Raw genomic sequence first — 11409 nt, forward strand, 5'->3', positions numbered from 1 at the left:
CTCTGACACACCCATGTGGCGAGGGAGCTTGCTCCCGCTGGGTTGCGAAGCGACCCCAAATCCAGCAACCGCATTTTTCTGGCACACCGCATATGCCGGTTTTGCGACTGCTGCGCAGCCGAGCGGGAGCAAGCTCCCTCGCCACAGATGCCCAATCACTTCAGATCCAGTGTCAGTCTTGTGGATCGAAATTATCCAGCACCCGGTTGACGGCCAGCTCCCCGAGCATGACCACCGATTGAATCCCCAACATSAYRTTGCGATGYGGCATGTCCATCAACCCGRCGAACTCACTGAGCATCATGCTSGCTGACGCCAGGGATTCGCAGGCGTTGACCAGCAGGGTTTCGTTATCGACCTTCGCACCCACATGGTAAATGGTGCTGGGTTTGCGCTGGGTGTCTTTGGGGGTGGGCGGTTTGAGGTAATGATCGAGGGCGCGGTCGGCGGCTGCGTGGAGCTTTTTCGAATCGAGGGATTCGTAGGGGGAAACGTCGTCGGTTTCCGGAGGATTTGGCGTTGGTTTGAACATGTGAAGCTCCTTGATGAGTGGAGCTACCGCCGTTCGCGGTCAAACGAACAAGGTGGCAGCTGTACGCGGGTTGACCGACCGGACATCAAGGAATCCGGCACACCGAAGGTGTCCCACGCACAGCCACCGCGACACGATATATCAGGCAATGCCTGAAAAGGTCTTGGACGCTGGCGCGCCTTGATTTATTCGGACGGTCAAATCCGATCGCTGATTCGTCAGCGACCCGGAAACGATAGAGCCCGGCATCAAGGCGCACAAGCCGGCGGATTCTGGCGTAGTCGTAGGCAGAGGCGCAAGGATGTGTAGCCTGGGTGAGTGTCTGGAAGTGTCGTTTAAACATCACCGTTTAAGATCAAAAGATCGCAGCCTTCGGCAGCTCCTACAGGGGTTCACCATTCCTATGTAGGAGCTGCCGAAGGCTGCGATCTTTTGATCTTTCCTGCTGGCCTAACGCTGTGTGTCCCGATACTGACTCGGCGACAAACCGGTCAACGCACGAAACTGCCGGCTGAACGCACTGTGGTCGGTGTAACCGCAGCGCAGGGCGATCTCGGTGATCGGCAGGTCGCTGTGCAGCAACAGCCGAGAACCTTCATCCAGGCGCGCCTTGTTGATCATCTGCCGTGGCGTGAGCTGGAACACCCGCTTGCAGTGACGCTCCAGTTGCGCCACGGAGTAACCGGCGATGGCGGTCAGTTCGGCGAGGCTGATGGGGCGGGCGAAGTGGCTGCGGATGTGCGCGTCCACGGCGGCGAGTTTCTGGAACGCGGGGTGATTGGACTGCGGCGATTGCAGGTCGCGGGAGATCCCGGCCAGGCCCACGATGTGACCCTGTTCATCCTTCAAGGCGAGTTTGTGGGTCAGGCACCAGATCGGCTGGTTGCCGTAATACAGGTGCAGTTCCAGTTGGTCGGCCATCTCGCGACCGCTGGACAGCACCCGCCGATCCTGTTCGGTGTACAGCGGGCCGAAGCGTTCCGGGAAGACCATCTCGGCGGTGAGCCCCAGCAGATCCTCGCGATGTTTGAAACCGCAACGCCGGGCCAGGGTCTGGTTGACGAAGGCATAGCGGGCTTCGCGGTCCTTGATGAAAAACACCACGTCCGCCAGGGTGTCGAGCAGCGGCGCAATCGGCTGCAGGCTGTTCAACAGCGTGGGCAGGTCGCAGGGTTTGAAGGTGCTGAGCGAGGGGTACATGGCGCTGGGGTCTGAGGGCGACCCCGGGATCATAGAGGCTCGACAGCGCGGCTGAAACCCCCGAGGGGGTTTCAGGCTGGCGGGGTGTCGTCCAGGCACATCAAGGTCTCGATTCGGGCCGGGCTGAAGGGCGGACGGGGCGCCGAGGGTTGCCAGCCAAACAGGTGCTGCACCGCGCCACCACACACCCGGCCCTGACAGGCGCCCATGCCACAGCGACTGGCCAGTTTGGCTTCACGCCAGTCGGTGTGCCCGGTCAATGCGCCGTAGGGCACGTCTTCACAGCGGCAGACCAAGGTGTCGGGGCGGGCCAGGGATTTGAGTTGTGGGTCGAGGGCGAAGGCCTGATTCAGTGCCTTGGCAAAACCCTGCCAGCGCGCTCGACGTGGCCACAACTGGCGTGCCGCTTCAAGGTCACCGACCGCCGCGTGCCCAGCAATGGCACCTTCGACCAACGCCAGTTCACTGCCACCAAACCCGGTGCATTCTCCCGCCGCATAATGATCGACGCGACTGGCCTGCCAGGCATCCACGGCCAACGCCTGACCCTCGATGGCGTAACCCAGTGCCTGGCCCAATTGAATGTTCGGGATCAAGCCGAAACCACAGGCCAGCCGATCACAGGCCAGTTCGACGATTTTGCCCTGCTGTTGCAGGCGCACACCTTCCAGTCGGTCAGTGCCAAGGGCGGCCAGCACATGCGTCGCGGTGCGGTAATGGCGGTCGAACAGGCTGAACGATTGCAGCCATTTGCCAGGCCAGCGGGGCAGTTGTGCGGCGAAACCGGCGACGGCGGTGCGCGAGGCTTGCTCGGCGATGCGCTGGATCTGCGCGCCGTGTTTTTTCGCGGTGGCGGCAGTCGCCAGTAACAACGGGCCGCTGCCGGCGATCACCACGCGCTCACCCTGCACCGGCAGGCCCGCCTTGATCAGCGCCTGCAAGCCACCAGCGCCGGTCACGCCGGGCAACGTCCAGCCGGGGAAGGGCAGCAGCAACTCGCGGGCGCCGGTGCACAGAATCAATCGGTGATAACTGATCAGCCAGCCGTCATCGTCATTTTCGACCAGCAGCTGTTTCGGACCGGGACTGGCGATCACCCGGGTGGCGGCGTGACGGCGAATGTTGCTGCACGCATGCAATCGCTCACGCAGGCGACGGGCCTGATCGGGCACATTGGCTTGAGGGCCGTCACGCCAGATTTGCCCGCCCGGCAGCGGATTGTCGTCGAGCATGACGATGCGTGCGCCACTGGGGGCAGCGGCAAGAGCAGCGGCYATGCCAGCGGGGCCAGCACCGATGATCAGCAGATCGGCGTATTCGTTCATGGGCATGTCTGCACCTGCATGCCGTCACGGCACAGAGTCTGGCAGGCCAGGCGTCGCCGGCCGTCGATGGTCACCCGGCATTCCTGGCAAATACCCATGCCGCACAGCGGTGCGCGGCGTTGGCCACTGACCGAAGTGCGTGTGCATCCGTCGCTGCCCAGCGCCAAGGCTGCGGCGACGCTGGTGCCCTCGGCCACCTTCAAGGCGCGGCCGTCCAGCAATAATTCAGGCATAGACAGGTTCTCCGAGGAAACGCTGGGGCAGATACGGTTGCGCGGTCAGTGGCGGGGTTTCGTTGAACAGCTGCGCCACCAGCAAGTCGGCCGTGCCGGGGGCCGTGGTGACGCCCAATCCTTCGTGCCCGACCGCCAGCCACAAGCCCTGCTGCTGTGGGTGCTGGCCCACCAGCGGCAGGCCGTCGGGGCTGGCGGCGCGAAAACCGGTCCAGGCGCGGATGCCGTTGAGCCGGGCCAGGCCTGGCATGTACTCGGCGGCACGCTTGAGCATTTTCGCCAGCATCCAGCCTTCGACCTGTGGGTCGGTGGTGCCGAATTGCCGCGAGGCACCGATGAACAATTGCCCGGTGGGGCGCGGCTGAATATTGCAGGCGGTCGATGGGCCGGTGGCGTTGTGCGCGCTGGTGAYGTAACCCAACTCCACCAAGGTGTGGGTGACGGTGCCGGGGTAGCGGTCGGTAATCAGCAGGTGACCTTTTTTCGGCTCGATGGGTAACTCCGGGCACAGTTCGCTGGCCTGAATGCCGTTGGCCAACACCACGGCTTCGGCCCGCAACCAATGGCCGTCATCGAGGTAAACGCGATTGCCATCGACCGCGCTGACCCGCGCCCGGTGCTGACGGATGTTCGGTGTGTCGAGCATCCAGCGGGCCGTCGCCGGCGCATACAGAATGCCGTCGCCATTGATGAGCAAGCCGCCTTCCAGATCCTCGCGCAGTTCCGGTTCACGCTGACGCAAGGCGCTGGCGCTGACCAGTTCACACGCCACGCCCTGGGCTTTCAGGTTCAGGTATTTGCTGTGGGCGACCGCCATTTCCTCGGCGTTGGCCGCCAGCCACAGTGTGCCGTTGTTGCGGTARGCGCAGCCGTCGGGCAGGTCCGGCGCCAGTTCACGCCAGCGTTGCAGGGAATATTGGCTCAGGGCCAGTTCGGCCGGGTTGTCATCGAGCACSAGCAGGTGGCCCATGCCTGCCGCCGTCGCACCGTGCAGGCCGGCGTCCAGCACCAACACCTGCAAGCCACGACGGGCCAGTGCCTGGGCGCAGGCGGCGCCGATGATGCCGGCGCCGATCACGATTACATCGGCCACCAGGCCCTCGCTCATGGGCGAATGCCCCAGGCGAACGGGTCATCTTGTTCGATGATCAAACTGGCTTCAGCGCTGATAAAGGCACGGCCACGAATGGTCGGCACGATGCGCTCGCCTTGCCATTCGTAAGAGCCTTCGAACTCGCTGCCGATGACACTGGCCTGACGCCAGATCTGCCCCGGTTGCAACTTGTCGTCGGCGGCCAGGCACGCCAGTTTGGCACTGGTGCCGGTGCCGCACGGTGAGCGGTCATAGGCCTTGCCGGGGCATAGGACAAAGTTGCGACTGTCGGCGTGATCGTCATCGGCGAACAGTTCGATATGGTCGATCAACCCGCCGTCTTCGCCACGAATGCCCTGGGCTTCCAGCGCTTGTTGCACGGCGTAGGTATAAGCAGTCAGCGCGTCAAGGTTGTCGCCGGCCACCCGCAGGCCATGCTCGGCGATCAGGAAAAACCAGTTGCCGCCCCAGGCAATATCGCCGACCACCTGGCCGATGCCCGGCACCTGCAACACCAACGCCTTGCGGTAACGGTAGGCCGGCACATTGCGCACGCTCACCGAATGGTCTTCGTGCAGGGTCGCCTGCACCGTCCCCACCGGCGTCTCGATGCGGTGCACACCGGGGCCGATCTTGCCCAGATGCGCCAACGACGCCACCAGGCCGATGGTGCCGTGGCCGCACATGCCCAGGTAACCGGTGTTGTTGAAGAAAATCACTCCGGCACAGGCGCTCGGGTCTACCGGTGTGCAGAGCAGGGCACCCACCAGCACGTCGCTGCCTCGTGGTTCCAGCACACAGGCCGCGCGCCATTGATCATGATGGTCGGCCAGCCGCTTGCGCCGTTCAGCCATGCTGCCGGTGCCCAGGTCAGGAAAGCCGGCGGTCACCAGACGGGTCGGTTCGCCGCCGGTGTGGGAGTCGATCACGGTGATGCGTTTCATGGAAGGGCCACGTCCGTTCAGATGAGTGAACGCAAGAGTGGCCTGTGCGGCGGGGTGCCGGCTTGATGGATTTATCCTGTGCCGATGACGAAATCGGCACAGCATCCTGAGCCGTCAGTGGGCGTGGGGCAGGTGCTCGAACAGGGTCTTGCAGACCCCGGCAATGTGTTCGTCCAGCAGCTTCACCGCCAGCTCCACATCGCCGGCACGGCAGGCCGCGAGTATTTCGCGATGCTCGTGATCGGCCCGTTCCTTGCCGGCCGACAGGCTCATCTGCATGCGCAGGTAGCGCTCCAGCTTGTCGTTGACCGATCGAATCAGGCTGACCAGAAACGGCCGTTGTGCCGGTTCGTAGAGGCAGGCATGCAGCTCCCAGTTGAGCTCGGCCCAGCGGCCCACGTCGTCCTCGCCGATGAATTCCTGACAGATACGCTCGGCACGGGCGAAGGTTTCTTCGGTCATGTTGGGGATGGCCAGGCGCAGTATTTTGTCTTCCAGCAACATGCGCACTTCGAACATCTGCGCCAGCTCGGCATCGGAAACCCGCGTGACCATCGCCCCGCGATTGCGCTGGAACATCACCAGCCCTTCGGCTTCCAGCCGCTTGAGGGCCTCGCGCACTGGAATCTTGCTGACGTTGAACTGGCGGGCAATGTCGTCCTGGCGAATCGGCTCATCTTCGGCGAAATGCCCGGCGACGATCGCGTCGCGCAGATGACGGGTGATGATTTCCGAGGTCGAAGGCGTATTGCCAAGGTCGGGAGCGTTGAGTTTGGGTAGGTTCACGGCGGCGATCGTTTGGAGTGAGATAGCGATAGGGTATACGAAATCCTTTCGCTGATCTTCCCGGGACCGCACGAACGTCAGGACGCTGGTTGTGTTGGTCGAAGATTTGCTGCTTTACCGTATATACGGAAAAACATATATTCGGCAAAACGCATATTAATGAGGCTTGCCTGTGTCGCGAAGCCCGTGTTGCTGTATGAAACCCAAACGCCGAGACCCGAAATGGCTGACTCTCTGACGCCGACCACTGTTTTCAAATGCCTGGCTGACGACAACCGGGTCCGCATGATGCTGCTCATCGCCCGCGAGGGAGAGTTGTGTGTCTGCGAGCTGACCTGTGCGTTGGATGAGAGCCAGCCGAAAGTCTCCAGGCACCTGGCGCAGTTGCGCACCAGCGGATTGCTGTCGGACCGTCGACAAGGCCAATGGGTTTACTACCGGTTGCACCCGAGCCTTCCTGACTGGGTGCTTCAAATGCTGACTGTCGTGCTTGAAACCAACCAGCATTGGCTGAGCGCGGATGCCAAACGTCTTGAAGACATGGGTGAGCGCCCTGAACGGGCAGCCGCCTGCTGTCCGGTTCGATAATTTCAAAAGCCTATCCCTGACAACAGATACAGAGCACACCAACATGACTATCAAAGTGGGCATCAATGGTTTTGGCCGCATCGGTCGTCTCGCCATGCGCGCCGCCTGGCACTGGCCGGAGTTTGAGTTCGTGCAGATCAACGACCCCGCAGGCGACGCGGCGACGCATGCGCACCTGCTGAACTTCGATTCGGTGCATGGTCGCTGGAATGATCAAGCCAGCGCCGAAGGTAACTGCATTGTCATCGACGGCAAGCGCATCAAGGTTTCCGCCAACAAGGCGATTGCCGATACCGATTGGTCGGGCTGCGATCTGGTGATTGAAGCCAGCGGCAAGATGAAGACTGTCGCGGTGCTTCAGGCGTACCTCGACCAGGGCGTCAAGCGCGTGGTGGTCAGTGCTCCGGTGAAAGAAGAGGGCGCGCTGAACATCGTCATGGGCGTCAACCATCAACTGTTCAATCCGGCGGAACATCGCATCGTTACCGCGGCGTCGTGCACCACCAATTGCCTCGCGCCAGTGGTCAAGGTGATCCATGAAGCGCTAGGCATTCGCCACGGCTCGATCACCACCATTCACGACTTGACCAACACCCAAAGCATTCTCGACCAACCCCACAAGGATCTGCGCCGTGCGCGGGCTTCGGGCATGAGCCTGATCCCGACCAGCACCGGTTCGGCCACCGCCATCGCGGAAATTTTCCCGGAGCTGCGCGGGCGTCTGAATGGCCACGCGGTGCGTGTACCGTTGGCCAATGCTTCGCTGACTGATTGTGTGTTCGAGGTCGATCGCGTCACCACGGTTGACGAAGTGAATCGGTTTCTCAAGGACGCGTCCGAGAACGAACTCAAAGGTATTCTCGGTTTCGAGGAGCGTCCGCTGGTGTCCATCGACTACCGCACCGATCCGCGCTCATCGATCATCGATGCGCTGTCGACCATGGTCATCAACGGCACCCAGGTCAAAATCTATGCCTGGTACGACAACGAATGGGGGTACGCGAACCRCACCGTCGAATTGGCCAGGATGGTCGGTCTGGCCGTTTAAGGAGCGTTGATGAAAGCCTTGTCAGCCCTCGCGCCGTCAGTGCGGCAATACCTGCTTGTTACGGGCAATTACTGGGCTTTTACCCTCACCGACGGTGCCTTGCGCATGTTGGTGGTGCTGCACTTTCACGGGTTGGGCTACAGCCCGTTGCAAATCGCGGCGTTGTTTCTGTTCTACGAACTCTTTGGCGTGATCACCAACCTGCTGGGCGGTTATCTCGGCGCGCGACTGGGGTTGAACCGGACCATGAACATCGGGCTGGGGATGCAGGTGGTGGCGCTGTTGATGCTGACGGTGCCGGTGGCCTGGCTGACGATTCCTTGGGTGATGGGGGCGCAGGCACTGTCGGGGATCGCCAAAGACCTGAACAAGATGAGCGCCAAAAGCTCGATCAAGCTTCTGGTGCCCGACGGGCAACAGGGCACGCTTTATCAATGGATAGCCATCCTCACCGGCTCGAAGAATGCCCTCAAGGGCGTCGGTTTCTTTCTCGGCGGGGCATTGCTCGCCCTGATCGGTTTCAGAGGGGCGCTGCTGGCCATGGCAGGCGTTCTTTCGCTGATCTGGCTCAGCAGCCTGATCCTGTTGAAAAAGGACCTGGGCAAGGCGAAAGCCAAGCCCAGGTTCCGTGACATCCTCTCCAAGAGCCGGGCCATCAACATCTTGTCGGCGGCACGGATGTTCCTGTTCGGTGCCCGCGATGTCTGGTTCGTGGTGGCTTTACCGGTGTACTTGAGCAGCGTTTTTGGCTGGGACTTCTGGAAGGTCGGTGGATTCCTGGCGGCCTGGGTGATTGGCTACGGCATCGTGCAATCGCTCGCGCCGCGGATCACCGGCAAGCAACGAGGGCATGTCCCGGATGGCCGCGCCGCGTTTCTTTGGGCGGTTGCCTTGGCAGGCCTGCCGGCGGCAATCGCGCTGGGGCTGAACACCGGGTTGTCGCCACAGTGGGTGCTGTTGGGCGGTCTGATGATCTTTGGTGCGTTGTTCGCGGTGAATTCCTCGCTGCACAGCTACCTGATCGTGTCCTACGCCAAGGAAGACGGCGTATCGCTGGATGTGGGCTTCTACTACATGTCCAACGCCATGGGACGGCTGATCGGCACCGTGCTCTCCGGTTGGGTTTTTCAGGTCTTCGGGCTGGAAGCGTGTTTATGGATATCCAGCGCATTTGTTATTTTCGCGGCACTGATTTCTGTTAGGTTGCCGCGGCATTCCAACGTGCTCTAAATCGCTCTAAAAGTACTGTTTCACGCGTTTTACACTTATTAAGTGCAACTTCCATTTATATTTATTTTGGTGCGTGTGACATTTTTCAGGCGCCAAATATTTGAAGTTTTTTATATGTAACGAAAAGCGATTGTTCTTAGCGCAATTAATTCATACACAYGCTTACAACCTAGGCCATACATTACCCACCAGAACAGGCAGCGAGGAACAACTACAACAACCCGATCACTAAAACCTGACACAACAAAAACTAAAATCTCCTTATAAGTCGGTGAACATCATGATTAAAATCATGGCCTACTTTTTAATAGGAGCTGGTATTGCAGGATGCAACGGTATGGTAAAACCCGACTTGTCGGGACCTGCCAACGATTCATATTTCTCAGTCTTCTCAGGGTTTCCCTTGCCCTATCTGTACACGGCCTCGGCCGTGCAATGGAACGAAGACTACGCCGTCACCACCCGCCACACACCCCTTATCCGCAACGTGATATACAGCTGCAGCACCGGTTGCGACCTGGTCTTCATCAAGCACAAGGCCGACGGCCATTATCCGTCATGGCGCGCGCCGCGCGTGGGTGAGCACATCACTGCCGTGGGAACGAGTCCGTATATGACGACGGTCAGCGGGCAAGGCAAGGTGTATCCGGCGCCTTTCATCAACAGTGATGAAGGCAGCGGCGAACGCTATTCGATCCATGATGCCCCGATGATCAAGGGGATGTCGGGTGGGCCGGTTATCGCCAATGACGGCAGCATTGTCGGTATTAATGTCGGATTCTTCTCCACCACACTTCACGATGTGAGTTTTCACCCTGGGGTAAAGGGCGCTGAGCGGATCAGTATCTTTATTCCTTACTCGATCATTCAACGTGAGTGGGGGCTGATGCAGGCACAGCTTAACGATTCGCACGGCACGAAATACGCGCAGAAGTAGTGTTGGGTCATCACCGAATCCGGAACATCGGATTCGGTGTGACGTGGCGCGTCTATCACTCGCTTATTCAATCAAGGCGTATATTGATAGTGTCGATCCCGTTAGTTGAGGCGATAGCCAATCGTCGGTGGTTTGACAGGCGAGAGCGTTGGGGGGAGTTAGATATCCCGGAACGTTTGGAGGTGTTACATGAGCCAATATCAACGACTCTTTCTGATAGCCGGCCCAGCCATGCGTCACACCCCGGCGTTGGAACGAGCTGTCGCCATCGCCGAAGCCACTGGCGCAGCGCTGCACATCACGGTGTTTATCGAAGACTCTCACCTTTTGGGGTTGATGAGCGCCGGTGCGCGGTTTCGTGAGGCCTGTCAGCAAGAGAACGAAAAGTGGCTGAAGGATGAAGCAGATCTGATACGCGGGCGCGGGGTCACGGTAAGCACCGAAGTGCTTGTAACCCGCAGCGCGTTGCAAGAAATCCTTCGGCACGTGGCAGAAATGCAACCGGATCTGGTGATCAAGGACGTGCAGCACGAGTCTGCACTCAAGCGTGTTTTCGTTACACCTCTGGATTGGCACCTGTTGCGCGAATGTCCGGTGCCTGTGCATCTGGTCAGCGAAGTCAGGTGTCCGCTGCCGCGGGTGATCGTGGCGGCGGTCGATCCGTCGCAACCCGATACGCAGATCACCGGCATCAACGACCGCATCATCCAGGCAGCGAACGGACTGGCCATGCAATGCAACGCAGAACTGCATTTGCTGCATGCCTATGATCTGTCGCTGACGCATATAGCCGACGCAGGCGCGGGTGCAGTGACGATGCCAGGCTTCAACAGTGACGTGCGCAAGTCTCTGCATCAGTCATTCATCGCATTGGCCGACCACTTTGGCGTGCCCACCGAGCGACAACACTTCGTTGCGGGCCCGCCCGGCAAAGCGCTGGCTGACTTTGCAGCGCATCACCGGGCCGATGTGATCGTCATGGGCAATGCGCATCGCAAGGGGTTGGGCAAGTGGGTGGGCAGTACGACGGAGCATGTTCTGTATAGAGTGCCCTGCAACATCTTCGCGGTCACGGGGGCAGCGGATCAGTGAATGGAGTCGTTGTTAAATGATTCGCGAGGGACGCCTCGGCGACCGGGGCGGTTTTTTTTGTGGGCACGTGCCGAGATGTCCTCGAAGGTCTCGCTATCGGTTGCCGCCAGGAGCTTGCCACCGTCCTTCAGGGTGGCCATGAAGGTCACTTCCGTGTTGTTGCCCGCGAGCAGATAGCCAGCGATGGCACCGACCGGCCCCAACAACATCGCGCCCGCAATGCCCAGGCCGATGGCGCTCTTTATATTCTTGTTGGAGTCCGTGTTCTGGATCGTTAGATCTTTAAATTCCGAGACCGGGAAGCTTTTCCCCAATCGTGGCTTAAGGGCCGTTTTGAGCGTGATGGTACCCGAGTGATATTCCCCGTCGCACTGCGGGAAGTCACCAGCGAGCACTATGAT

The 11409-nt window shown here is 60.3% G+C and carries 13 protein-coding genes; 5 read left to right on the forward strand and 8 right to left on the reverse strand.

The features are described 5' to 3' along the window. Positions 1–172 precede the first annotated feature (172 nt). From AC1DLB_RS08530 to AC1DLB_RS08560, 7 genes are all read right to left on the reverse strand, one after another. Positions 173–532, reverse strand: a complete 360-nt coding sequence (locus tag AC1DLB_RS08530) for a DUF6124 family protein (RefSeq protein WP_477784864.1) — start codon at positions 530–532, stop codon at positions 173–175. A gap of 450 nt (positions 533–982) precedes the next feature. Further along, positions 983–1732, reverse strand: a complete 750-nt coding sequence (locus AC1DLB_RS08535; protein WP_019581955.1) for an AraC family transcriptional regulator — start codon at positions 1730–1732, stop codon at positions 983–985. A 71-nt stretch (positions 1733–1803) separates the two neighbouring features. Beyond that, on the reverse strand, positions 1804–3057 hold the full coding sequence (locus tag AC1DLB_RS08540; protein ID WP_477784868.1) for an FAD-dependent oxidoreductase: 1254 nt from the start codon (positions 3055–3057) through the stop codon (positions 1804–1806). After that, entirely contained in the window at positions 3054–3290 is a 237-nt protein-coding gene (locus tag AC1DLB_RS08545) for a (2Fe-2S)-binding protein (protein WP_008074690.1), read from the reverse strand. The genes AC1DLB_RS08540 and AC1DLB_RS08545 overlap by 4 nt, the downstream gene beginning before the upstream one ends. After that, positions 3283–4398 carry an NAD(P)/FAD-dependent oxidoreductase gene (locus AC1DLB_RS08550; protein WP_477784865.1) on the reverse strand — a complete coding sequence of 372 codons (1116 nt, stop codon included), beginning with the start codon at positions 4396–4398 and terminating at the stop codon, positions 3283–3285. The genes AC1DLB_RS08545 and AC1DLB_RS08550 overlap by 8 nt, the downstream gene beginning before the upstream one ends. Continuing rightward, positions 4395–5327: a 4-hydroxyproline epimerase gene (locus AC1DLB_RS08555; RefSeq protein WP_138867118.1), complete on the reverse strand. Its 933-nt coding sequence runs from the start codon at positions 5325–5327 to the stop codon at positions 4395–4397. Before AC1DLB_RS08555 ends, AC1DLB_RS08550 begins: the two co-directional genes overlap by 4 nt. Positions 5328–5441: 114 nt before the next feature. Continuing rightward, positions 5442–6113: a GntR family transcriptional regulator gene (locus AC1DLB_RS08560; protein ID WP_007935506.1), complete on the reverse strand. Its 672-nt coding sequence runs from the start codon at positions 6111–6113 to the stop codon at positions 5442–5444. Between the two features lie 222 nt (positions 6114–6335). On the opposite strand from AC1DLB_RS08560, the gene AC1DLB_RS08565 reads away from it, so the two are divergent. The 5 genes from AC1DLB_RS08565 to AC1DLB_RS08585 all read left to right on the forward strand — a co-directional run bounded on the left by AC1DLB_RS08565 (position 6336) and on the right by AC1DLB_RS08585 (position 11008). Continuing rightward, positions 6336–6701: a metalloregulator ArsR/SmtB family transcription factor gene (locus AC1DLB_RS08565; protein ID WP_086945530.1), complete on the forward strand. Its 366-nt coding sequence runs from the start codon at positions 6336–6338 to the stop codon at positions 6699–6701. A 43-nt stretch (positions 6702–6744) separates the two neighbouring features. Next, a complete protein-coding gene (locus tag AC1DLB_RS08570; protein WP_477784866.1) occupies positions 6745–7749 on the forward strand; it encodes an ArsJ-associated glyceraldehyde-3-phosphate dehydrogenase in 1005 nt (334 codons plus the stop codon). A gap of 9 nt (positions 7750–7758) precedes the next feature. Next, a complete protein-coding gene (arsJ, locus tag AC1DLB_RS08575) occupies positions 7759–8979 on the forward strand; it encodes an organoarsenical effux MFS transporter ArsJ (protein WP_230138965.1) in 1221 nt (406 codons plus the stop codon). 337 nt (positions 8980–9316) lie between these two features. Next, a complete protein-coding gene (locus AC1DLB_RS08580; RefSeq protein ID WP_305412809.1) occupies positions 9317–9916 on the forward strand; it encodes a serine protease family protein in 600 nt (199 codons plus the stop codon). A 189-nt stretch (positions 9917–10105) separates the two neighbouring features. Next, positions 10106–11008: a universal stress protein gene (locus AC1DLB_RS08585; protein WP_230138966.1), complete on the forward strand. Its 903-nt coding sequence runs from the start codon at positions 10106–10108 to the stop codon at positions 11006–11008. On the opposite strand, the gene AC1DLB_RS08590 is transcribed toward AC1DLB_RS08585, so the two are convergent. Then, the coding region (locus AC1DLB_RS08590) for a hypothetical protein (protein ID WP_477784867.1) at positions 11002–11409 on the reverse strand (408 nt) is incomplete at its 5' end. The genes AC1DLB_RS08585 and AC1DLB_RS08590 overlap by 7 nt on opposite strands.

It is taken from the genome of Pseudomonas sp. 05N434 (assembly GCF_056396965.1).

Coding starts and splice junctions, on each gene's coding strand:
- arsJ (WP_230138965.1), top strand. CDS start 7,759: ATGAAAGCCTTGTCAGCCCTCGCGCCGTCAGTGCGGCAATACCTGCTT.
- AC1DLB_RS08580 (WP_305412809.1), top strand. CDS start 9,317: ATGGTAAAACCCGACTTGTCGGGACCTGCCAACGATTCATATTTCTCA.
- AC1DLB_RS08545 (WP_008074690.1), bottom strand. CDS start 3,290: ATGCCTGAATTATTGCTGGACGGCCGCGCCTTGAAGGTGGCCGAGGGC.
- AC1DLB_RS08565 (WP_086945530.1), top strand. CDS start 6,336: ATGGCTGACTCTCTGACGCCGACCACTGTTTTCAAATGCCTGGCTGAC.
- AC1DLB_RS08585 (WP_230138966.1), top strand. CDS start 10,106: ATGAGCCAATATCAACGACTCTTTCTGATAGCCGGCCCAGCCATGCGT.
- AC1DLB_RS08555 (WP_138867118.1), bottom strand. CDS start 5,327: ATGAAACGCATCACCGTGATCGACTCCCACACCGGCGGCGAACCGACC.
- AC1DLB_RS08535 (WP_019581955.1), bottom strand. CDS start 1,732: ATGTACCCCTCGCTCAGCACCTTCAAACCCTGCGACCTGCCCACGCTG.